This window comes from Zoogloea sp. (genome assembly GCF_041904905.1).
Taxonomy (GTDB): Bacteria; Pseudomonadota; Gammaproteobacteria; order Burkholderiales; family Rhodocyclaceae; genus Zoogloea.
The window spans coordinates 39263-61739 of the sequence record NZ_JAYRMI010000008.1; the positions used below are offsets into that span (position 1 = coordinate 39263).

At 69.3% G+C, this 22477-nt stretch carries 21 protein-coding genes and 1 tRNA gene; 12 read left to right on the forward strand and 10 right to left on the reverse strand.

All coding sequences use genetic code 11. The features are described 5' to 3' along the window. Positions 1-2: 2 nt before the first annotated feature. The 5 genes from ACE3N6_RS03950 to ACE3N6_RS03970 all read right to left on the reverse strand — a co-directional run bounded on the left by ACE3N6_RS03950 (position 3) and on the right by ACE3N6_RS03970 (position 6340). Positions 3-329 carry a P-II family nitrogen regulator gene (locus ACE3N6_RS03950; RefSeq protein ID WP_374243878.1) on the reverse strand — a complete coding sequence of 109 codons (327 nt, stop codon included), beginning with the start codon at positions 327-329 and terminating at the stop codon, positions 3-5. Next, on the reverse strand, positions 326-3442 hold the full coding sequence (locus tag ACE3N6_RS03955) for an efflux RND transporter permease subunit (protein ID WP_374243879.1): 3117 nt from the start codon (positions 3440-3442) through the stop codon (positions 326-328). The genes ACE3N6_RS03950 and ACE3N6_RS03955 overlap by 4 nt, the downstream gene beginning before the upstream one ends. Positions 3443-3445: 3 nt before the next feature. After that, positions 3446-4597 carry an efflux RND transporter periplasmic adaptor subunit gene (locus tag ACE3N6_RS03960; RefSeq protein ID WP_374243880.1) on the reverse strand — a complete coding sequence of 384 codons (1152 nt, stop codon included), beginning with the start codon at positions 4595-4597 and terminating at the stop codon, positions 3446-3448. Next, positions 4594-5913 carry a TolC family protein gene (locus ACE3N6_RS03965; protein ID WP_374243881.1) on the reverse strand — a complete coding sequence of 440 codons (1320 nt, stop codon included), beginning with the start codon at positions 5911-5913 and terminating at the stop codon, positions 4594-4596. The genes ACE3N6_RS03960 and ACE3N6_RS03965 overlap by 4 nt, the downstream gene beginning before the upstream one ends. A gap of 112 nt (positions 5914-6025) precedes the next feature. After that, positions 6026-6340, reverse strand: coding sequence for a hypothetical protein (locus ACE3N6_RS03970; protein ID WP_374243882.1), 315 nt, complete (start codon positions 6338-6340; stop codon positions 6026-6028). Positions 6341-6456: 116 nt separating this feature from the next. On the opposite strand from ACE3N6_RS03970, the gene ACE3N6_RS03975 reads away from it, so the two are divergent. The 5 genes from ACE3N6_RS03975 to ACE3N6_RS03995 all read left to right on the forward strand — a co-directional run bounded on the left by ACE3N6_RS03975 (position 6457) and on the right by ACE3N6_RS03995 (position 10232). After that, positions 6457-7581, forward strand: a complete 1125-nt coding sequence (locus ACE3N6_RS03975; RefSeq protein ID WP_374243883.1) for a D-alanyl-D-alanine carboxypeptidase family protein — start codon at positions 6457-6459, stop codon at positions 7579-7581. A 124-nt stretch (positions 7582-7705) separates the two neighbouring features. Next, positions 7706-7975, forward strand: a complete 270-nt coding sequence (locus ACE3N6_RS03980; protein WP_153162826.1) for a YbeD family protein — start codon at positions 7706-7708, stop codon at positions 7973-7975. Further along, on the forward strand, positions 7972-8589 hold the full coding sequence (gene lipB, locus ACE3N6_RS03985; protein ID WP_374243884.1) for a lipoyl(octanoyl) transferase LipB: 618 nt from the start codon (positions 7972-7974) through the stop codon (positions 8587-8589). The genes ACE3N6_RS03980 and lipB overlap by 4 nt, the downstream gene beginning before the upstream one ends. 18 nt (positions 8590-8607) lie before the next feature. Next, positions 8608-9555 (forward strand): lipoyl synthase, encoded by a 948-nt coding sequence (lipA, locus tag ACE3N6_RS03990; protein ID WP_374243885.1) that lies wholly within the window; start codon positions 8608-8610, stop codon positions 9553-9555. A 152-nt stretch (positions 9556-9707) separates the two neighbouring features. Further along, the gene (locus tag ACE3N6_RS03995) at positions 9708-10232 is read left to right on the forward strand and encodes a glutathione peroxidase (protein ID WP_374243933.1); all 525 of its coding nucleotides are present in this window, start codon (positions 9708-9710) and stop codon (positions 10230-10232) included. Positions 10233-10238: 6 nt separating this feature from the next. Here ACE3N6_RS03995 and ACE3N6_RS04000 read toward each other — a convergent pair whose 3' ends face one another. After that, on the reverse strand, positions 10239-11270 hold the full coding sequence (locus ACE3N6_RS04000; protein WP_374243886.1) for an adenosine deaminase: 1032 nt from the start codon (positions 11268-11270) through the stop codon (positions 10239-10241). 132 nt (positions 11271-11402) lie between these two features. Here ACE3N6_RS04000 and ACE3N6_RS04005 point away from each other — a divergent pair, with 132 nt between their 5' ends. Next, complete coding sequence (locus tag ACE3N6_RS04005) at positions 11403-12620, forward strand: SpoIIE family protein phosphatase (protein ID WP_374243887.1); 1218 nt, start codon at positions 11403-11405, stop codon at positions 12618-12620. A gap of 74 nt (positions 12621-12694) precedes the next feature. On the opposite strand, the gene ACE3N6_RS04010 is transcribed toward ACE3N6_RS04005, so the two are convergent. Then, on the reverse strand, positions 12695-13063 hold the full coding sequence (locus ACE3N6_RS04010; protein WP_374243888.1) for a hypothetical protein: 369 nt from the start codon (positions 13061-13063) through the stop codon (positions 12695-12697). A 528-nt stretch (positions 13064-13591) separates the two neighbouring features. Further along, a tRNA-Leu gene (locus ACE3N6_RS04015) sits at positions 13592-13676 on the reverse strand. A gap of 164 nt (positions 13677-13840) precedes the next feature. Here ACE3N6_RS04015 and guaD point away from each other — a divergent pair. Next, a complete protein-coding gene (guaD, locus tag ACE3N6_RS04020) occupies positions 13841-15220 on the forward strand; it encodes a guanine deaminase (RefSeq protein ID WP_374243889.1) in 1380 nt (459 codons plus the stop codon). A 7-nt stretch (positions 15221-15227) separates the two neighbouring features. Here guaD and ACE3N6_RS04025 read toward each other — a convergent pair whose 3' ends face one another. Beyond that, complete coding sequence (locus ACE3N6_RS04025) at positions 15228-15608, reverse strand: DUF805 domain-containing protein (RefSeq protein ID WP_374243890.1); 381 nt, start codon at positions 15606-15608, stop codon at positions 15228-15230. Positions 15609-15758: 150 nt separating this feature from the next. Between ACE3N6_RS04025 and ACE3N6_RS04030 the strand changes: the two genes are divergently transcribed. Next, positions 15759-16958: an MFS transporter gene (locus ACE3N6_RS04030; RefSeq protein WP_374243891.1), complete on the forward strand. Its 1200-nt coding sequence runs from the start codon at positions 15759-15761 to the stop codon at positions 16956-16958. On the opposite strand, the gene ACE3N6_RS04035 is transcribed toward ACE3N6_RS04030, so the two are convergent. Continuing rightward, the gene (locus ACE3N6_RS04035) at positions 16955-17500 is read right to left on the reverse strand and encodes a hypothetical protein (protein WP_374243892.1); all 546 of its coding nucleotides are present in this window, start codon (positions 17498-17500) and stop codon (positions 16955-16957) included. The genes ACE3N6_RS04030 and ACE3N6_RS04035 overlap by 4 nt on opposite strands. 177 nt (positions 17501-17677) lie before the next feature. Between ACE3N6_RS04035 and ACE3N6_RS04040 the strand changes: the two genes are divergently transcribed. From ACE3N6_RS04040 to msbA, 4 genes are all read left to right on the forward strand, one after another. Next, the gene (locus ACE3N6_RS04040; protein WP_374243893.1) at positions 17678-19579 is read left to right on the forward strand and encodes a radical SAM protein; all 1902 of its coding nucleotides are present in this window, start codon (positions 17678-17680) and stop codon (positions 19577-19579) included. Positions 19580-19588: 9 nt separating this feature from the next. Beyond that, a complete protein-coding gene (locus ACE3N6_RS04045) occupies positions 19589-19897 on the forward strand; it encodes a hypothetical protein (RefSeq protein ID WP_374243894.1) in 309 nt (102 codons plus the stop codon). A 175-nt stretch (positions 19898-20072) separates the two neighbouring features. Further along, positions 20073-20735, forward strand: coding sequence for a tyrosine-protein phosphatase (locus tag ACE3N6_RS04050; RefSeq protein ID WP_374243895.1), 663 nt, complete (start codon positions 20073-20075; stop codon positions 20733-20735). Further along, a complete protein-coding gene (msbA, locus tag ACE3N6_RS04055) occupies positions 20732-22477 on the forward strand; it encodes a lipid A export permease/ATP-binding protein MsbA (protein WP_374243896.1) in 1746 nt (581 codons plus the stop codon). Before ACE3N6_RS04050 ends, msbA begins: the two co-directional genes overlap by 4 nt.

Here is a 22477-nt window from a genome sequence, read left to right on the forward strand (position 1 = left end):
GGTCATCCGGCCAGCGTCTTGCGGATGAACACCGCGCGGACGACGTCGGTCACCCACACCAGCCCATCGCCGGTCTGGCCGGTGCTCGCCACCTGCACGATGCGCTCCACCAACTCGTCGGCAATCTCGTCCGGGGCGACGATCTCGATGCGCACCTTGTCGGTGAAGTCGGTCAGCTCCTCCTTGATGGTGCTGGGCACATGGCGCGCGGTGGCGCCGCAGCCCACCGCCTTGCTGATGGTCATGCCCGGGAAACCGGGCACCGCCCGCAGCACCTCGCGCAGGCGGGGGAGCCTCTGGGGGCGGATCACAGCGCGGATTTCCTTCATGCCTCGATCTCCTTTTCCTCAAACCAGCGATACAACACCGGCAACACCAGCAAGGTGAGGGCGGTGGAACTGAGCAGCCCGCCGATCACCACCACCGCCAGCGGACGGGTCACTTCCGAGCCCGGGCCGGTGGAGAACAGCATCGGGATCAGCGCCAGCAGCGCCACGCTGGCGGTCATCATCACCGGCCGGAAGCGCTGACGGCAACCCTCCCGCACCGCCTCGGCCTGGCTCATCCCGCCCGCCTGCAGCTGCCGCACGCAGGACACCAGCACCACCCCGTTGAGCACCGCGATACCCCACAGGTTGATGAAGCCCACCGCCGCCGGCACCGACAGGTATTCGCCCGCCAGCAGCAGCCCGAACAGCCCGCCGATGGACGCCAGCGGCAGCACCGTGATGATGAGCGAGGCGTAGCGGGCCGAATTGAACAGCACGAAGAGCAGGAAGAAGATCGCCAGAATGGTGAGGGGCACGATCACCGCCAGACGCTTCATGGCCCGCTCCATGTTCTCGAACTGCCCGCCCCACTGCACCTCATAGCCCTCGGGCATCACCACCTCGGCGGCCAGACGGGCCTGGGCCTCGGCCACGAAGCTGCCCAGGTCGCGGCCCTGCACGTTGGCACCGATCACCAGCCGGCGCCGGCCCGACTCGCGGGAGATCTGCGCCGGGCCGTCCTGCACCTCGATCTTCGCCACGTCGTGCAGCGGCACCACCGCCCCGTTGGGCGAGCGCAGCACGATGTTGCCGATCGCCTCGGCGTTGTTGCGATACATGGCCGGGTAGCGCAGCGCCAGCTGGAAGCGCCGCTCGCCCTCGAACACCTCGGTGGCCACCTTGCCGCCTACCGCCATCTCGATCAGCTCGTTCACGTCCTCCACGTTGATGCCGTGGCGGGCGATGGCCGCGCGGTCGATCTCGATGTTCAGGTAGCTCTGGCCCGACACCCGCTCGACGCGCAGGTCGGTCGCGCCGGGCACCGTCGCCAGCACCCGGGAGATCGACTCGCCGGTGCTGCGCAGCTTGTCCAGATCGTCGCCGAACAGCTTGACCGCCACCTGGGAGCGCACGCCCGACACCATCTCGTCCACCCGCGCCGCGATCGGCTGGGAGATCGCCAGCTCGATGCCCGGCAGGCTGCGCAGCTTGTCGCGCATGGCGTTGGCGATGTCGTCCTGGGTCCAGCCCTCCGGCCACTGGTCTTTGGGCAGCAGGGCCACGATGGGGTCGGACTCGTGAGGCTGGCCCGGGTCGGACGGCGACTCGCCACGGCCCAGCCGCGACACCGCCATCGCCACGCCGGGCACGTCGACGATGCGCCGCATGGCCTCGAACTCCATCTTCAGCGACTCGTCCAGCGAGATGTTGGGCGCCCGCACGATCACCGGGGTGAGCGCGCCTTCCTGCATGGTCGGGATGAAGGACTTGCCCAGGAAGGGGATCACCGCCAGGCTCGCCGCAAACGCCGCCACCGCCGCCAGCGTGGTGCCCTTGGGGTTGGCCAGGGCGCTTTCCAGCAGGCGCAGGTAGGGCCGCTTGAGCACCGCCACCACCTTGGTGTCGTGGTCGTCGCCGCCCTTGAGCAGGTAGGAGCACAGCACCGGCGTGAGGGTGAAGGACAGCAGCAGCGAGATGCTCAGGGCGATGCCGATGGTCATCGCCAGCGGCGCGAACATCTTGCCCTCCATGCCCTCCAGCGACAGCAGCGGCATGAACACCAGGATGATGATGCCCACCCCGAACAGCACCGGCTTGCCCACCTCGGAGGCCGCGTCGAAGATGATCCGCACCGCCGACTCGCCGGTCTTCGTCCGCTCGCCCAGGCGCACGTAGGCGTTCTCCACCACCACCACCGCGCCGTCCACCATCAGGCCGATGGCGATGGCGAGGCCCCCCAGCGACATGAGGTTGGCGGAGATGCCGTAGTGGTTCATCGCCATGAAGGTGAGCAGCGGCGTGAGCACCAGGTTGGCCACCACGATGAGCGACGAGCGCACGTCGCCCAGGAAGATGAACAGCACCACCACCACCAGCACGATGCCCTCGGCCAGCACCTTGCCCACCGTGAACATTGCCGCATTGACCAGATCGGTGCGGTCGTAGAAGGGCACGATCTGCAGGCCGCCGGGCAACATCTGCTTCTGGTTGATGTCGGCCACCTTCAGCTTGAGGCGATCCACCACCTCACGGGCGTTGCCGCCGCGGATCATCTGCACGATGCCCGCCACCGCCTCGGTCTCGCCGTTCTTGATGATGGCGCCCTGGCGCACCTCGGCGCCCACGTCCACCTCGGCCACGTCCCGCACATACACCGGCGTGCCGCCCACCTCCTTGACCACGATGAGGCCGATGTCGTCCACGGTGCGGATCAGGCCCTGGCCTCGGATGATGAGCTGCTCGGCGTAACGCGGCAGCACGCCGCCGCCCGAGTTGGCGTTGTTGGCCGCCAGCGCCCGATACACCTCGTGGGCGGTGAGCTGGTAGTAGCGCAGCCGGTCCGGATTCACCCGCACCTGATACTGCTTGGCGTGGCCGCCCATGGTGTTGATCTCGGCCACCCCGGGCACCGAGCGCAGCAGCGGCCGCACCACCCAGTCCTGCACCGTGCGCCGCTCGGTGAGTTCGGCCTCGGTGAGCATCTTCAGCTTGCCGTCGGCGCCCCGGTCGGACGGGTGCTCCAGGGTGTACTGGAACACCTCGCCCAGGCCCGTCGACACCGGGCCCAGCACCGGCGCCACCCCTGCCGGCATCCGCCCCATCACCTCGATCAGGCGCTCCATCACCAGCTGACGGGCAAAGTAGACGTCGGTCTTGTCGGTGAACACCAGGGTGACGATGGAGATGCCGTTACGGTTGAGCGAGCGCATCTCCACCAGGCCGGGCAGGCCGGTCATGGCGATCTCCACCGGCACGGTCACGAAGCGCTCCACCTCCTCCGGCGAGCGTCCCGGCGCCTCGGTGGCCACCTGCACCTGCACGTTGGTCACGTCGGGAAAAGCATCCACCGACAGCTTGCGCACCGCAAACAGGCCCGCCACAAGCAGGCTGAGGGCAACCACCAGCAGCACGATGCGCTGCTTGAGCGCCGTGCGGATCATGGATTCGATCATGGCTCAGCCCCCCAGCAGCATGCGCCGCCGCTCGTTGTTGAGGTGGAAGGCGCCATCGACGACGACCCGCGCCCCCGCATCGAGCCCGCCGACCACCGGCCGCAGGCCCTTGCCCTCCGGCCCGAGGTTCACCTTGGCGAGGCGATAGCGCACCTCCTCGCCGGGCACGGCCACGAACACGTAGTCGGTGTTGTCCTCCCGCACCACGGCGCTGGCCGGCACCACCAGCTGCTCCTTCGGCCGGCCCTCGATCAGCATCGTCGCCAGCATGTCGGGCTTGAGGCGACCGTCGACGTTATCCAGGGCGATGCGCACCAGCACCGTGCGGGTCTGCGGGTTCACCGTCTGGCCCACGTAGATCACCTTGCCCCGCACCTGCTCGCCGTCGAGCGCCGGCACCTCGATGGTGACCTGCTGCCCCACCCGCGCCTGGCCGGACTGCTCCTCCGGCACCTGGGCCACGGCCCACAGCCGCGACAGATCGGCCACGGTGAACAACGCGTCGGACGGCTGGACCACCTGCCCCGGCGTCACCTTGCGCTCCACCACCACCCCGGAGATCGTCGCCGCCACCGGCGTGGTCGAGGAAATCGCGCCCTTGCGGCCCAGGGCCTCGATGGAGCGATCCGCGAGGCCCAGCACCCGCAGCTGGTCGGCCGCCGCCTTGCGCTCGGCTTCGGACAGCGCCAGCTCCGTCTCTCGGCGCTGCAGCTCGGCGCTGCCGATCACGTCGTTGGCCAGCAGCACCCGGGCCCGCTCCACCGCCCGCCGGTTCAGCTCGGCGGTGGTCTGGGCCTTGAGGTAGGCGAGCTGGGCCGCGGTCAGCTCGGTGCTATGGATCACCGCCAGCACCGCGCCGGGCTTCACCGCATCGCCCAGCTCGGCATTCAGGTCGGCCACGCGCCCGGTCACGGTAGCGCCGATGCGCGCGATGCGCTGCTCGTCGAAGGCGATGCGCCCGGCCACGCGCAGGGTGTCCACCACCGGCGCACGGCCGACCGCGGCCACCTTCAGGGCGGATTGCAGCTCTTCGCCGGGTTCCACCAGGGCGGGATCGGGCCGCGCGGCGGTCGGCGCATCGGTGCGCGACTTGCCGCATCCGGCAAGCAGCACGCCGCAGACGATCAGGGATAACAGGCGGGAAGGGGCGGTCATTGTCCGGACTCCTTGAGATGGGTGGCGCGCAGGCGCTCAATGTCGATGACGGCCAGCTGCAGCTCGTGGCGCGCGGCGATGAGTTCGTTACGGGCGGCGCGGAAGACCCGCTGGGCGTCCAGGTAATCGAGGATGCCCCGCTCGCCGAAGCGGTAGGCGGCCTCGGCCACCTTCAGGGCCGCCTCGGCCTCGCGCAGGATGCCGGTCTCGAGCGCGGTCACCTGATTGCGGGCGATCTCGTACTGGCGGTAGGCGCCTTCGAGGGCCTGGATCAGCACCAGCTCCTGGGCGGCCAGCTCGCTGCGGCTGCGCTCGAGCAGGGCCCCGGCCTCGGCCACCGGGCCCTGACGGCGATCCCAGATCGGCACCGTCACCACCACGCCCATGCGGGTGTCGCGCAGCTCGTGATCCCGATCCTGTGCCATCTTCACCGCCACGTCGGGCTGGCGACGCAGGCGTTCGAGCGCCAGCTGACGCTCGGCGCGGCGCACCTCGGCCTGGTTGCGCAGCAGCTCGGGGTTGCGGGCCAGCACCTCGGCACGCAGCTGCTCGAAGCCGGGCACCGCGGGCGTGCCCGACAACGAGCCTTCCAGCTGGAAATCCGCCGGCAGCGCCGGGCCGACAAGCGCCCGCAACGCCGCCCGGGACTGGGCCACGCGCAACTCGGCACTCTCGGCCGATTTCTGGGCGTTGAGCAACTCGGTATCGGCCTTGATGAGTTCATAGCGTGGCGCCTCGCCGGTACTCACCCGCACCGCCACCTTGGCGCGGATCTGCTCGGCGAGCTGGAGATCCTCGCGGGCGGCGCGGGATTCGGCGATGCGCCGGAGCACGTCGAAGAAGCGCTGGTCGAGCCGGGCCAGCAGATCGTTCTCGAAGCCGCTGCGCTCGGCCCGACGGGCCTCCAACCCGTAGCCGGCCGCGGCGATGCGGGCCTCGCGCTGCCAGGGGTTGTCGATGCGCTGCTGCACGTTGAGGGTCTGGGCGCCGCCGCCGGTCACCCCGGGCACCCGGGCCTGGGTGCGGCCGGCGAGGAATTCCACCTCGGGGTTCGGATAAGCCGCCGCGGCGGTCACCTGAGCGCTGCCCGCCTCCACCAAGGCCTGAGCGGCGGCGAGGGAGGGGTGACCGGCCCGCGCCATATCGCGCAGGACAGACAGGGAATACACCGGCGCCGCGGGCTGGGCAGGAGCCGTCGGGGCGGCAGCTGGCCGCACGGGCGCAGGCGAAGCGGCCGGCCCCCGGCCGGAAGGCGCCGACAGGGCCGGGACGGCCGCCGCCACCAGGGCGAGGGCCAGAACGGATTTGGAGAACATGTTGATCCTCAGGTGCGCAACGGTGCGCAACGGTGCGCAGACTGCTATTCGGGGACACGCAGGGGGCGCCGCCCGGAGACGACGACACCCTGCCAAGACGGCAGGACGGGGATCAGCCCAGTCGCGGCGGGGGCGCGTTCGGGTGGGGAAGGAGCGAACGGAAGCGCGGCTGCGGCGCCTCGCGCCGGCACTCGTCGAGCGCCGGCGCGGCCAGCACGAAGCCGCTCACGAAGGCCGGGCAATCCTGCGGGTCGTCGACGCCGGTGTCGAGGTTGAAGGCCCGCTCGGGCTCCTCGCCGACCTGCTCGACCAGCTCGTAGGCCGAATCGAAGGCTTCGGATGCCGCGGCCGCGCCCGCCCACGCCAGCACGAGGCCGGCCAGGGCAAGGGAGAGCAGACGGAAGAGGACCAGACGGAGAGTGTGCATCGCAACATTCATGACCGCGCACGCGGGCCGGAGTTCCCGCCAGAACCGAAAATTCCGGAACGGGCAGCGCAGGGGGCACGTCTATAATCGCACTTTTTTCGCTTTTTGCCCCCACCATGCTGCAACGCTTCATCCTGCTCCTGCTGGTTCTGCCGACCCTCGCCTTCGCCCAGCTGACGCCGCCCCCGGTGGCCGCCAAGGCGTGGCTGCTGCTCGACGTGGGCTCCGGCCAGATCCTCACCGCCGAGAAGCCCGACCAGCGCATCGAGCCGGCGTCCCTCACCAAGCTGATGACCGCCTACCTCACCTTTGCGGCCATCAAGAACAAGACCCTGGCCCTCGACCAGGCCATCCCGGTGTCCCAGAAGGCCTGGAAGGTGCCGGGCTCCAAGATGTTCATCGAGCCCCTCAAGCCGGTGACGGTGGATGAGCTGATCCACGGCATGATCGTCCAGTCGGGCAACGACGCCTGCGTGGCGCTGGCCGAAGCCATCGCCGGCTCCGAAGAAGCCTTCGCCCAGCTGATGAACAAGGAAGCCGCGCGCCTGGGCATGAAGAACACCCACTTCGAGAACGCCACCGGCCTGCCGCACCCGTCGCACCTCACCACCGTGCGCGACCTGTCGATCCTGGCCGCCGCGATCATCCGCGACTTCCCTGAGTTCTACCCGATCTACTCGATCAAGGAATACGCCTACAACAAGATCAAGCAGCCCAACCGCAACCGCCTGCTGTTCATCGACCCCACCGTCGACGGCGTCAAGACCGGCCACACCGACAGCGCCGGCTACTGCCTGATCGCCTCGGCCAAGCGCAACGACCGCCGTCTGCTGTCGGTGGTCGTCGGCACCGCCAGCGACAGCGTGCGCGCCCAGGAGAGCCAGAAGCTCCTCAACTGGGGCTACCTGGCCTACGACACCGTGAAGGTGTACGGCGCCAACCAGGCGGTCAATGAGTTCCGCGTCTGGAAGGGCAGCGAGAACACCGTCAAGGCCGGCTTCCTGAACGACTTCGTGCTGTCCCTGCCCAAGGGCGACGCCGCCAAGCTCAAGGCCAACGTAATCAGCCAGCAGCCGCTGATGGCACCGCTGGCCAAGGGCCAGGCCATCGGCACCCTGCAGCTGTCCCTCGACGGCAAGCCGGTGGGCGACTACCCCATCGTCGCCCTCGACGAGGTGCCCCAGGCCGGCTGGTTCGGCCGCATGTGGGACGCCATCCGCCTGTGGTTCAAGAACCTCTGAGCCAGCGCTGAACAGGGCCGGGATTCATCCCGGCCTTGAACTTTCGGCCCCTCGCACCCATCTTGAGAGCATCCGGTGTCCGTGGATGCTTTCGCAACGCCCCTCACGCCTCCCCACCCAGGCCATGACTGAAGAACGCCAGACCCTGCTCGAATTCCCCTGCGAGTTCCCGATCAAGATCATGGGCGCGCGGGTCGACCACTTCGCCCAGACGGTGCTGGAAGTGGTGCTGCGCCACGCCCCCGATTTCGAGCCCGGCTCGATGCAGATGCGCCCCTCGTCCAAGGGCAACTACCTCGCCATCACCTGCACCCTCAACGCCACCTCGCAGCTGCAGCTCGACAACCTGTACCGCGAGCTGTCGTCCCACCCGATGGTGAAGGTCGTCCTGTGATCGTCCGCCACCTCGGCCTCGCCCCCTACGAGCCCACCTGGCGGGCGATGCAGGAATTCACCGCCACCCGCGACGACAGCACCCCCGACGAGCTGTGGCTGGTGCAGCACCCGCCGGTGTACACCCTCGGTCAGGCCGGCAAGCCCGAGCACCTGATCCACGCCACCGAGATCCCGCTGGTCAAGATCGACCGGGGCGGCCAGATCACCTACCACGGCCCCGGCCAGGTGGTGGGCTACCTGCTCCTCGACCTGCATCGCCGCCAGCTCAAGGTGCGCGAGATGGTCAGCCTGCTCGAACAGGCCATCATCGACTGCATCGCCGACTACGGCCTCGACGCCCGCCGCAAGGATGGCGCGCCGGGCGTGTACATCGACGGCGCCAAGATCGCCGCGCTGGGCCTGCGCGTGAAGAACGGCTGCTCCTACCACGGCCTGTCCCTCAACGTCGATATGGACTTGACACCATTTACCTGGATCAACCCCTGCGGCTATAGTGGGCTCAAGACCATCCAACTCAAAGACTTCGGCGTCACCGAAGCCCCCGACACCGTAGCCGAGCGGCTGCTCGGCCATCTGCGGCGGCACTTTCCCGACACCGCCCCCACTGCCTGACCAAAGGACGCAGCCCCCATGGAATCCGAGAGCCGCAAGCAGCGCGGCGCCGAAAAGACCGCCCGCATCCCGATCAAGATCGTCCCCGCCGAACGCCTCAAGAAGCCCGAGTGGATTCGCATCAAGCTCGGCGCCGGCGTCGAGGCCGAACGCTTCAACGAGATCAAGGACACCCTGCGCGAGCACAAGCTCCACACCGTGTGCGAGGAAGCCTCCTGCCCCAACATCCACGAATGCTTCGGCAAGGGCACGGCCACCTTCATGATCATGGGCGACATCTGCACCCGCCGCTGCCCCTTCTGCGACGTGGGCCACGGCCGCCCCGAGCCCCTCAACGCCAATGAGCCGGCCGACCTCGCCAAGACCATCGCCGCGATGCGCCTCAACTACGTGGTCATCACCAGCGTCGACCGGGACGACCTGCGCGACGGCGGCGCCCAGCACTTCGTCGACTGCATCAAGGCCACCCGCGCCGCCAGCCCCAAGACCCGCATCGAGGTGCTGGTGCCCGATTTCCGCGGCCGCATGGAGATCGCCCTGGGCATCTTCGACGAAGCCCCGCCCGACGTGATGAACCACAACCTCGAAACCGTGCCGCGCCTCTACAAGCAGGCCCGCCCGGGTGCGGATTACGCCTACTCGCTGGAACTCCTCAAGCAGTTCAAGGCCCGCCACCCCGAGGTGCCCACCAAATCCGGCCTGATGGTCGGCCTGGGCGAGACCGACGACGAGATCCTCCAAGTGATGCGCGACATGCGCGCCCACGACGTCGAGATGCTCACCATCGGCCAGTACCTCCAGCCCTCCGGCGGCCACCTGCCGGTGCTGCGCTACGTCCATCCCGACACCTTCAAGATGTTCGAGACCGAAGCGCTCAAGATGGGCTTCAAGAACGCCGCCTGCGGCCCGATGGTCCGCTCCAGCTACTGGGCCGACCAGCAGGCCCACGGGGCGGGGGTGGTGTAAGCCGCTCCAGCTTCCAGCTGTCCGATGCCCCGCTCCGGCGGGGCATTTTCATTTGGACGGGAACTCCCGGCACCCGCCCGGGGTCCGTCCCACGCCACAACGACAACACCCCCAACCCCAGGAGACACCCCAAGACCCCCCCCCTCTACGCCATCCCCCTCACCAAGATCGACGGCACCCCCGCTACCCTCGCCGAGCACGCCGGCAAGGTGCTGCTGATCGTGAACGTGGCCTCCAAGTGCGGGCTCACCAAGCAGTACGAAGGGCTGGAGGCGCTGCATGAGCGCTTCCGGGACAAAGGCTTCACCGTGCTGGGCTTTCCGGCCAACGACTTCGCCGGGCAGGAGCCGGGCAGCGACGCCGAGATCGCCAGCTTCTGCACCGCCAACTTCGGCGTGCAGTTTCCGATGTACAGCAAGCTCGTCGCCACCGGGGCAGACAAGCACCCGCTGTACGCCACCCTCACCGCCGCCCAGCCCGAAACCGAAGACCGCGCCGGCATGGAAGAGATGCTGCGCGGCTACAAGATCGAGCCCACCGCCGCGCCCGAGGTGGTGTGGAACTTCGAGAAGTTCCTGATCGGCCGCGACGGCGCCGTGCTGCGCCGCTTCGCGCCGGATACCGCCCCCGACGCCGACAAGCTGGTGGCCGCCATCGAAGCCGCGCTGGCGGGCTGAGGCCGCTCAGGCCGGCGCCACGCCGGCCGCCGCGAAGTGCGCATCGAGCCGGGCGATCCACCCGGCTTTTTCTTCGTCCGTCGCCAGGCTCGCCTCGAAGCTGTTGCGGGCCAGGCGATACCAGGCGGCGGCGTCCAGCTGGAAGGCCGCCTGCACGGCGCGGATGTTGGCGCCCAGGTAACCGCCGAAATAGGCCGGGTCGTCGCTATTGATCGTCACCTTCGCGCCGGCGGCCAGCAGGCGCGGCAGGCTGTGCTCGACCATCGCCGGAAACACCCGCAGGCGCACATTGGAGAGCGGGCACACGGTGAGCGGCACGCCCTCGCGGGCCAGCCGGGCCAGCAGCGCGGCGTCCTCCACCGCCCGCACGCCGTGGTCGATGCGGCACGCGCCCAGCACATCCAGCGCCTCGGCGATGTAGGCCGGCGGCCCCTCCTCGCCGGCGTGGGCCACCACCGGCTTGCCCAACGCCCGGCAACGCGCAAAGAGCCGCGCGAACTTGGCCGGCGGATGCCCCCGCTCCGACGAATCCAGCCCGAAACCGTGGATGCGCTCCAGGTAGGGCTCGGCCTCGGCCAGGGTGGCAAACCCCTCGTCCTCCGACAGATGGCGCAGAAAGCACAGGATCAGCCGGCCGCTCACGCCCCAACGCGCAGCGCCTTCGGCCAGCCCGTCCTCCAGCCCGGCAAGCAGCGTGCCGAAGGGCACCCCGCGGGCGGTGTGGGTTTGCGGGTCGAAGAACACCTCGGCGTGGATCACCCCGTCGGCCGCCGCGCGGGCCAGATAGGCCAGCATCAGATCGCGGAAATCGGCGCGGGTCTGCAACACCTGCGCGCAGGTGTAGTAGAGGTCGAGGAAGGACTGCAGGCTGTCGAAATCGTAGGCCGCGGCCAGCGCCGCCTCGTCCGGCCAGGGCAGCGTCACCCCGTTGCGGCGGGCCAGCGCAAAGGCGAGGTCGGGCTCCAGCGTGCCCTCGATGTGCAGGTGCAGCTCGGCCTTGGGCATGGCCAGGGCAAGGCTCAGGGGGTCGGCAGACATGGCGGCGCGCTCCGGCGGGTTGGCATGCCGCGATCTTAGGGCCAGACCGCCCTCGGGGCAAAAGATCGGCCCGGCTGCGCCGTAAATACTGGCGCAGCGCAGCCCGCCCGATCGATCCGCCGGAGAACCGCCATGTCGCCCCAGCCCACCGCCACGGAACAAGGCCAGGCCACCAATTTTGCCATCACCCTGATGGAGCATCTGGTGGTGCCCACCTTCGTGCTCGACGCCGACCAGCGGGTGCTCATCTGGAACCACGCCTGCGAACGCCTCACCGGCATCCCCGCGCGCGAGGTGATCGGCACCCGCAACCACTGGCGGGCCTTCTACGACAGCCCGCGGCCGTGCCTGGCCGATCTGGTGGCGCTCAACGACTGGTCGCTGATCGACAAGCTCTACACCACCCACGACGAGCCCAACACCCCCGCCCACGGCGTGCACGCCGAAAACTGGTGCACCATGCCCCGCCGGGGCCGGCAGCTGTATCTGGTGGTGGACGCCGGCCCGGTGTTCGACGAAGCCGGCAAGCTCATCGCGGTGGTCGAAACCCTGCGCGACAACACCGAGAACAAGCTCACCCAGATCAAGGTGGCCGAGCAGGCCAGCCTGCTCCAGCACCACTACGACGAGCACGAGCGCGAGGCGAAGATGGCCCGCCGCATCCTCGACCACCAGATCCGCACCGACCTCATCCGGCAGGCCGGCATCCGCTACACCGTAATGCCCGCCACCAACTTCTCCGGCGACCTGATCCTCGCCGCCCGCTCGCCGGACGGCCGGCTCCACGCCCTGCTGGCCGACGCCACCGGCCACGGCCTGGCCGCCGCGGTGAGCGTGCTGCCGGTGGTACAGGAGTTCTACCGCCTGGTAGAGCAGAACGAGCGCCTGCGCGGCATCGTCGACTCGATCAACTTCGTGCTCGCCAACTCCCTGCCCGCCGGGCGCTTCGTGGCGGCCGCCTTCGTCTGCCTCGACGAGGCCGCGCGGGAAGGCGAGGTGTGGATCGGCGGCATCCCCGGCGTGCAGATGCTCGACGACGACGGCCGCATCGTGCGCCGCTTCGAATCCCGCAACCTGCCCCTGGGCGTCACCCGCGAGGCCGACGGCATCAAGGCCGTCGAACGCTTCGCGTGGCAGGCTCCCGCCCGGCTGGTGATGCTCTCCGACGGCGTCGTCGAAGCCACCGCCCCCGACGGCGAAGCCTTCGGCGAAGCCCGCCTCGCCCACTGCCTCGCCAGCCCGCGCAGCGAAGACCTGATCGCCCGCCTGCGCGCCTGCCTCACCGCCCACCTCGCCGGCACCCCGGCCCACGACGACATCTCGATCCTGGTGATCGACTGCCCAACCTGACGACACGCGCCTCGCAAAGACAAAGGCGGCCCCCCACCCTCCAACCGCCGGCCTGGCCGGCGGTCTGGATTCTCTTACTCCTCCGCTTTCTTCGTCTTCCGCTTCTTGGATTGTTCCAATTTCTTCTTCAGCCCCAGGGCGGCGACCTGGTCGGAGTTGGGGCCGTAGAGGGCGCGGGCTTCGAATTTGACGCCGAGCATGGAGTTGTGGAGCTTGCGGCGGGCGGCGATGAGGAGGTCGACGCCGGCGGCGGCCGCGGCCTGGGTGACGATGGCGTTGTGTTCGGCGGCGCGCAGTTCGGCGTAGGCGGCGTCGACGGATTCGCGGCTGTTGTCGGGGTTGTTGGCCCGGTAGTCGGTCATGGCGCTGAAGGCGTGGTAGGCCTCGATGTTCTTCAGCGTCTGGGCTGCGCTCACGCGGGTCTTCGGGTTGACGTTGTCCATGGTTTCTCCTTCCTGTTGTTCAGAATGACAGGGCTGTTACATAGACCAATGCTACTCCTGGGCCGCGCAATGACGCAAGAGTACGCACATGAGCTTGCGGCAGGCAGCTCTTGAGAACGACGTCGGGATAAGCACAGCCGCGCGGCGGTGCGTTCGGGCGCGTCGCCAGAAGAGTCGATCAACGCGCCGATGGAGTGACTCTCCAGCGGCGAAAAGTCACTCAACGCGCGTGTTGATTGAGTTTTTCGTCGCATCAACACACTTAACACGCCGGAAAAGTGAATCTCCGCATGCGTTGAGTGACTTCTTCGGGAGCGCAAGTCAATTGCGCGGCGGAGCATGGATGTTGCGCGCTGGCGAATGGGTGTTTCACCGCGCGGGATGTGGGTGTCGCCGGGTGCGATGGCCGTTTGCGAGGGCGTAGGCCGAGCGCCTGCGGGGGAGCAGGCGGCGGTGGACGCAAAAAAGGCCGGAACCCTGATTTCGCGGGGCTTGCCGGCCTGATTCGGACTACTTTGGAACAGCTTATGGTGCCTTGGGCGAGACTCGAACTCGCACGGCTTGCGCCACTACCCCCTCAAGATAGCGTGTCTACCAATTTCACCACCAAGGCACTGCGGCAACCTGTTTGAAGAGGAGCGCAGAAGGGCGTGGAGTATAGCCTATCTTCCGCCGGCGTCAAGGGGTTTGGGTGGGAGGCGGGCCGTGGAGCCGCGTGGCGGGCCTGTGTTACCGTGGCGGCACGCCCCGCCCGCGCTTTTTCGGAGACGCCCTGCGATGATCGACCGGCCCCTGCCGCCCCCCGACCCCGCCGCTGCCGACGAGGCGCCCCCGCCGGCGGGGCAGCGCCATGTGCTGGTGCGCGGGCAGGTGCTCCACTTTCTTGCCGATCCGGGGCCCCACGACGACCCGGCCGCGTGGCGGTATTTCGACGACGGCGCCCTGTGGGTGGCAGACGGCCGGGTGGTGGTGGCGGGGCCCTGGGCCGAGGTGAGCGCGGCGCTGCCGCCGGCGGCGCGCAAGGCCGCCACGTTGCACGATTACCGCGGGCGGCTGGTGCTGCCGGGCTTTGTGGACACCCACCTGCACTACGCCCAGGCGGGCATCATGGGCGCCTTCGGCCGCCAGCTGCTCGACTGGCTAAAGGATTACACCTTTCCGGCCGAGGCGCGGCTGGCCGATCTGTCCGAGGCGGAGCGGGCGGCGGCCTTTGCGGTGGAGCGCCTGCTGGCCCACGGCACCACCACCGCGTCGGTGTTCGGCACGGTGCATGCGCATTCGGTGGATGCCTTTCTGGCGGTGGCCGAGGCCCGCCGGCTGCGCATGCTGTGCGGCAAGGTGCTGATGGACCGCCACTGCCCGGACACGCTTCGCGACACCGCCGAATCGGGTATCCGCGACAGCCTCGACCTGATCGCGCGCTGGCACGGTCGGGGGCGGCTGCGCTACAGCCTCACGCCGCGCTTTGCGCCCACCTCGACGCCGACGCAGCTGCGCCTCACCGGCGAGTTGTTCGCCAGCCGGCCGGATCTGCACCTGCAAAGCCATCTGGCCGAGAACCGCGCCGAGCTGGCCTGGGTGGCGGCACTCTTTCCGGAGCGGGCCGGCTATCTGGATGTGTATGCCCACTTCGGGCTGCTGGGCCCGCGGGCGATCCACGCCCACTGCATCCACCTCAGCGACGGGGAGCGCCGGACGATGGCGGCCAGCGGCAGCGCGGCGGCCTTCTGCCCCAGCTCCAACCTGTTCCTGGGCAGCGGCTTCTTCGATCACGCGGCCAGTCTGGCGGCCGGCCTGCGGGTGGGCCTTGCCACCGACATCGGGGCCGGCACCGGCTTTGGGCTGCTGCCCACCCTGCGCGACGCCTATTGCGTGAGCCAGGCCTGCGGCACGCCGCTGGGCGCGCTGCGGGGCTTTTACCTTGCCACCCTGGGCGGGGCCCGGGCGCTTTACCTGGACGACTTCGTCGGCAGCTTCGCGCCGGGCCGCGAGGCGGATTTCGTGGTCCTCGACTGGGCCGCCTCGCCGGAGCTGGCGTGGCGGATGGAACGCACCGCGTCCCTGCCCGAACGCCTGTTCGCGCTGACGATCCTGGCCGATCCGCGCTGCGTGGTGGCCACCCACGTACTGGGCGAGGTGGCCTGGCAGCGGGGCTGACCGGCGATCAGGCGGGCAGCGGCGGCGCGCCCCTGGGGTCGGGGCCGTAGCGGTTGGTGCCCGGCTCGCCCTGCTGGATGGCAAACACCAGCAGGATCAGCGCGCCGATAAGCGGAATCAGCAGGAGCAGCATCCACCAGCCCGATTTGCCGATGTCGTGCAGCCGGCGCACCGCCAGGGCAAGGCTGGGCACCAGCACGATCAGGGTGTACAGCCCGGAGATGGCGTCGGCCGGGCTGTGCTCGCTGCCAACGCCCAGCAGGCCGGCCACCACCCCCAGCCCGAGGGAGATCAGCAGGTTGAAGAGGGTGAACATCCAGTATTCCTGGCGCGTCGAGCGCCCCTTGAAATCGGCGAACCTCCGGAAAGCCAGCAGATACCACTTCATCCTGTCACCTCATGCGTCAAAACCGGGCAGGCCGCCCATCGACGACGATAGCATGATCCGCACCACCGCCGCCCGACATGGGCAGGCGGCGCCCCTTCACAGCAGGCGGCAAGCAGACTACCTTCCGGGTTTGCCTGCCGCCTTGCCCCCATGCCGCCGTATATCCGCGCCCTCGCCTCCCGCAACTACCGCATCTACTTCGCCGGCCAGCTGGTGTCCCTGGCCGGCACCTGGATGCAGCAGATCGCCATGGTGTGGCTGGCCTACCGGCTCACCGGCTCGGCCTTCGTGCTGGGGGCGGTGGGCTTTGCCAGCCAGATCCCGATCCTGGTGCTGGGCGCCGTCGGCGGGGTGATGACCGACCGCTTCGACCGGCGCCGGCTGCTGCTCGCCACCCAGGCCCTGTCGATGGTGCAGGCCCTGCTGCTGGCGCTGCTGGCCTGGCAGGACGCCGCCACGCCGGCCCACCTCATCGGGCTGGCCTTCGGGCTGGGCTGCATCAACGCGCTGGACGTGCCGGCCCGCCAGTCCATCGTGGTGCAGCTGGTGAACAACCGGGACGACCTGCCCAACGCCATCGCCCTCAACTCGTTCATGATGCACGCCACCCGCTTCGTGGGCCCGGCCCTGGCCGGCTGGGTGGTGGCCACCACCGGCGAGGCCGTGTGCTTCCTGCTCAACGCCGCCTCGTATCTGGCGGTGCTGCTGGCCCTGCTGGCGATCCGCCTGCCGGCCGGCTCCGGCGCCCGCCCGGCCGCGCCGCCGCTGCAGGCCCTGAAGGAGGGCCTCGCCTACTGCGCCGGCAACCGCTCGATCCGCGCCTCGCTGCTGCTGGTGGCCAGCCTGAGCCTGCTGGCCACCCCCTACGCGGTGCTGATGCCGCTCTTCGCCAGGGAGATCTTCGGCGGCGACGCCCGCCTGTTCGGCCTGCTGATGGGCTGCGCCGGCGCCGGGGCGCTGCTGGGCGCGGTGCTGCTGGCGAGCCGCACCGACACCGCCGGCCTCACCGCCCTGGTGGGGCACGCCGCGCCGGCCGCCGGGGTGGCGCTGGCCGCCTTCGCGCTCTCCGGCAGGCTGTGGCTGAGCGTGCCGATCCTGCTGGTGCTGGGGTTCTCGATCCTGCTGTGCGTGGCCGGCAGCAACACCTTGATCCAGACCCGGGTGGACAACGACTTCCGCGGCCGGGTGATGGCGCTGTTCACGATGGCCTTCCTGGGCCTGGCGCCCATCGGCAGCTTTGCGGTGGGCAGCGCCGCCCACGCCTTCGGGGTGCGCCCGACCCTGCTGGCGTGCGGGCTGGCGACCTGCGTGGCCGGGCTCGTCTACCGGCGCGGCCGGCGCGCGGCTTAAGCCTCGCCGGCGGCACCGCCCCGGGCTTCGCGCACTTCGTCCTCGTCGAGCAGCGAGGTGTCGCCCTCCTTGGGCAGCAGGCGCATCACGTCGGGGCCCTTGAAGTACATCGCCTCGATGAGGGCCGGCAGCTCGCGCAGGCCGGGCCGCATGTGGCGGAGGGCGAACACCCCCAGCATGCTGGCCTCGCGGGCCTCCCAGAGCAGATCGCGCACGTTGCTCTCGCCCCGGTGGACCAGCACCCGCAGCCGGGTGAGGAGCGGGCTCAACTGCTTGACGCTCAACATGTGCCCGCGGATCTCGTCCACGTCCACATCGTCGTCGTCCTCGAACACGTCGCGCTCCCGCAGGATCACCTCGCAGGCCTTGCGGATGAAGACTTCGCCGCGGGGGTAGCAGGGCAGGCCCTCGGGCACGTCGTTCTCGTCGAAGTCGTCGAGGATGGCGAACTTCTCTTCCAGGATCGCCACCGCGCGCTCCATGGCCTTCAGGTCGGCCTCGCTGAAATCGAAGGTGGCACGATAGTCGTAGTTGTCGTTCATGGTCGGCTCCGGCTGCTGGCTGGTTGAATATGCGCCCCGGGCAAGGCGTCACGAAGCCCAAGTTTAAACCCTTGTTTCCCATCCGCATATTGCCGGCCGCAGGCCCCGCGGCGGCACCGCGGCGCCCGCAGGCGGCGATCCGCTATCATTGCCGCTCCGCCTGCCGCCGTACCCGCCATGCCCGTCACTGCCCGCCGCGTGCTGTCGCTCATCCCGCCGATGACGCAGCTCAACACGCCCTACCCGTCCACCGCCTACCTCACCGGCTTCCTGCGCTCGCGGGGGGTGGATGCGCACCAGGACGACCTGGCCCTCAAGCTGGTGCTCGAACTGTTCTCGCCGGCCGGGCTGGCCGCGCTCCTCGACCTCACCCTGGCGCTGCCGGGCAAGAAGCGCCCGCCCGCGCTGCAATCCTTCGAGGCCCAGTACGACCGCTACCGCGCCACCGTCGGCCCGGCGCTGGGCTTCCTGCAAGGGCGCGACCCGACCCTCGCCCACCGCATCGCCAGCCGCTCGTTTCTGCCCGAAGGCCCGCGCTTCGCGTCGCTGGACGTGTACTACGACCCCGACGGCGGCGACCCGCTGGCCTGGGCCTTCGGCGCCCTGGGCGTGCAAGATAAAGCCCGGCACCTGGCCACCCTCTACCTCAACGATCTGGCCGACGTGCTGCGCGAGGCCGCCGACCCGCGCTTCGAGTTCGTGCGCTACGCCGAATCCCTGGCGATGGCCCAGCCCACCTTCGCGCCCCTGGCCGCCGCGCTGGCCGCGCCGCCCACGCTGGTGGACGAGACCCTCGCCCGCCTCGCGCTGGAGGCCGTCGCCCGCCACCAGCCGCAGCTCGTGCTGCTGTCGGTGCCCTTCCCCGGCTCGGTGTACGCCGCCTTCCGCATCGCCCAGACCATCAAGGCCGCCCACCCGGAGATCGTCACCGTGCTGGGCGGCGGCTTCGTGAACACCGAGCTGCGCGAGCTGACCGAGCCGCGGGTGTTCGACTACTTCGATTTCGTCACCCTCGACGACGGCGAGCGCCCGCTCCTCGCCCTGCTGGAGCACCTCGACGGCAAGCGCGGCCCGTCGCGGCTGGTGCGCACCTACGTTCGTGAAGACGGCGCCGTGCGCTATCTCAACCTCGTTGAACCCGACATCCCCTTCGCCGAGGTGGGCACGCCCACCTGGGACGGCCTGCCGCTGGATGGCTACCTGTCCATCCTCGACATGCTCAACCCCATGCACCGGCTGTGGTCCGACGGGCGCTGGAACAAGCTCACCGTGGCCCACGGCTGCTACTGGAAGAAGTGCAGTTTCTGCGACGTGAGCCTCGACTACATCGGCCGCTACGACGCCGCCAGCGCCGAAATCCTCGTCGACCGCATCGAGGCCGTGGTGGCCGAAACTGGCCAGACCGGCTTTCACTTCGTGGACGAAGCCGCCCCGCCCAAGATGCTCAAGGCGCTCGCCGACGAGCTGGCCCGGCGCAATCGCAGCATCAGCTGGTGGGGCAACATCCGCTTCGAGAAATCCTTCACCCCGGCGCTATGCCAGCAACTCGCCGACAGCGGCTGCATCGCCATCTCGGGCGGGCTGGAGGTGGCCTCCGACCGGCTCCTCGCGCTGATGAAGAAAGGCGTGTCGGTGGATCAGGTGGCCCGCGTCACCAAGGGCTTCGCCGACGCCGGCATCCTGGTGCACGCCTACCTGATGTACGGCTTCCCCACCCAGACGGTGCAGGACACGGTGGACGCGCTGGAGTACGTCCGCCAGCTCTTCGACGCCGGCTGCATCCAGTCCGGCTTCTTCCACCGCTTCGTGTGCACCGTGCACTCGCCGGTGGGCCAGCACCCGGACGAATACGGCATCAAGCTCAAGCCCCTGCCGCCCATCAGCTTCGCCAAGAACGACGTGGGCTTCATCGACCCCACCGGCGTCGACCACGACGCCCTCGGCGTGGCCCTCAACAAGGCCCTCTACAACTACATGCACGGCATCGGGCTGGACGACGACGTGCGCCGCTGGTTCGACATCCGCGTGCCCAAGCCCCGCGTGCCCAAACACTTCATCGCCCGCGCCCTGGGCGCCTGAGCCACCGCCATGAAAATCAACCTCATCCCCCTCGGCACCCGCTTCGAGTACGAAGGCGAGATCTACACCAAGACCGGCCCGATGACCGCCGCCACCGAAAAAGGCGGCCAGCGCATGATCCCCCGCTACGCGGTGCTCAAGCCCGTCGGCGAGATGCCCCCAGCCCCACCGCCCGCCCCCGGCCGGCAGGTGGACGTGGCCCAGATCCGCACCGCCTTCGACGCCTACCACGCCGTCGCCCTACGCCTCGCCGACGACTTCGCCCGCCCCGAACTCGAAGCCGCCCGCCAAGGCTTCCTGAAGGCCCTGGGCGACTGAACGGCCGGACGCGCCGCCCCTCCCTTCCCGCCCCCTTGATGCGATAATCGCGCCTTTCCCACGATCGGCGGGCCGGGTTGCGGCTGCCGTCTGCGCTCATGCACGTTTCACTGCCGGATCATCCCGCCCGTCGCGCCGCCCCCACCGGCGGCGCCCTGCACCCGAAGGCCGCCCGATGACGATGGACATCTCCAGCACCAGCGGCCGGGTGCGCGCGTGGTTCGACATGCATCTGGTGGACCACGGCGCGATCCGCGCGGTCTACAACAACTTCTACGACCTGGGCGGCGGCATGTACCGCTCCAGCCAGCCCAGCCCGGCGCAGATCCGCAAGTACGCCCGCAAGTTCGGCCTCAAGAGCATCGTCAACCTGCGCGGCGCCCACGGCTACGGCTCCTACGCCCTCGAGAAGGAAGCCTGCGAAGCGGCCGGCATCGCCCTGTACGACGTCAAGCTCTACTCCCGCACCCCGCCGGAGATCGAGGAAGTCCACGCGATGGACGCGCTGTTCAAGAAGATCGAGTACCCGGCGCTGCTGCACTGCAAATCCGGTGCAGACCGGGCCGGATTGGGTGCCGCCCTGTATCGCATCCTGCACCTGGGCCACCGGGTCGAGGACGCGATGAGCGAGCTGTCCTGGAAGTACGGCCACTTCAAGCGCGCCAAGACCGGCGTGCTGGATTTCTTCTTCGCCACCTACGTGGCCCGCAACGCCCGGTCGCCGATCGGCTTCCTCGACTGGGTGGATACCGAATACAACCGCCTCGAACTGCACGCCCGCTTCCGCGAGGAAGGCTGGGCCAGCCTGATCGTCGACAAGGTGCTGCACCGGGAATGAAAGACTCCTTCCAGCTCTACCGCCGCCTGCTCGGTTCGGTGCGGCCTTACTCGCGGGTGGTGCTGCTGTCGATCCTGGCGATGGTCGCCGCGGCCTCCCTCGAGCCCGTGCTGCCGGGCCTGCTCAAGCCGCTGGTGGACGAGAGCCTCATCAAGAAGAACACGGTGGCCCAGTGGCAGGTGCCGCTGTTCCTGATGCTGGCCTTCCTGGCCAAGGGCCTGGCCGAATACGCCGCCAACGTGTCGAGCCAGTGGATCGCCAACAAGGCCATCACCGATCTGCGCCAGCAGGTGTTCCGCCACCAGATGCACCTGCCGATCCCGGTGCACCAGGCCGAATCCGGCGGACGCATGCTCTCGCGCATCCTCTACGACATCCCCCAGGTGGGCGCCGCGCTCTCCAACGCCTGGATCATCGTGGTGCGCGACACCCTCATCATCGTCGGCCTCACCGGCTATCTGATCTACACCGCGTGGGAGCTGACCCTCGTCATCGTCGCCATCGCGCCGGTGGTGGCGTGGCTGATCCGCGTGGCGAGCCGCAAGCTGCGCGGCTCCAACCGCGAGATGCAGGAAACCGCCGGGCGCCTCACCGGCACGGTCGAGGAGACCCTCGGCGGCGTGCGCGAGATCAAGCTCTTCGGCACCCACGACCACGAGGACGCCCGCTTCGCCCAGATCTCCGAAACCCTGCGCAAGCAGACCATGCACACCGTGCGCGTCTCGGCGATCAACGTGCCGCTGGTGCAGGTGCTGGCCGCCGCCGCGGTGGCCACCGTGATCTGGACGGCCACCTCCCTGTCGGCCCAGGACAAATTGAGCCCCGGCGAGTTCGTCTCCTTCGTCACCGCCATGTCGATGCTGTTCGAGCCGATCCGCCGCCTGACCAACATCAACGCCGTGATCCAGCGCGGCCTGGCCGGCGCCCAGAGCATCTTCGAACTCCTCGACACCCCGGCTGAGGTCGACACCGCCACCGGCAGCCTCCCCCGCGCCACCGGCGCCCTGCGCTTCGAGCACATCAGCTTCCGCTACCCCGGCCAGACCGACTACGCCCTGCGCGACTTCGACCTGGACATCCCGCCCGGTCAGACCGTCGCCCTGGTGGGTGCCTCCGGCAGCGGCAAGAGCACCCTGGTCAACCTGGTGGCCCGCTTCTACGACGTGGCCGAAGGCCGCATCCTGCTCGACGGCACGCCGCTTTCCAGCCTGCCGCTGGCCCACCTGCGCCAGCAGCTCGGCTGGGTCGGTCAGCAGGTGGTGCTGTTCGACGACAGCGTGGCCGCCAACATCGCCTACGGCCGGCCCGACGTGCCCGAGGCCGACATCATCAAGGCCGCCCGCGCCGCCCACGCGATGGAGTTCATCGACAAGCTGCCCGACGGCCTCGCCACCCGCGTCGGCGCCAATGGCAGCCAGCTCTCCGGCGGCCAGCGCCAGCGCATCGCCATCGCCCGCGCCTTCCTGCGCGATGCGCCGATCCTGCTGCTGGACGAAGCCACCTCGGCCCTCGACAACGAATCCGAACGCGCCGTGAAGGACGCGCTCATCGAGCTGCGCAAGAACCGCACCGTGATCGTCATCGCCCACCGCCTGTCCACCATCCGCGACGCCGACCGCATCGTGGTGATGGAGCGCGGGCGCATCGTCGAGGCCGGCACCCACGACAGCCTGCTGGCCGCGGGCGGCGCCTACGCCCGGCTCCTCGCCAGCGGCGAGGCCCACGACAGCCCGGAGGCCTGA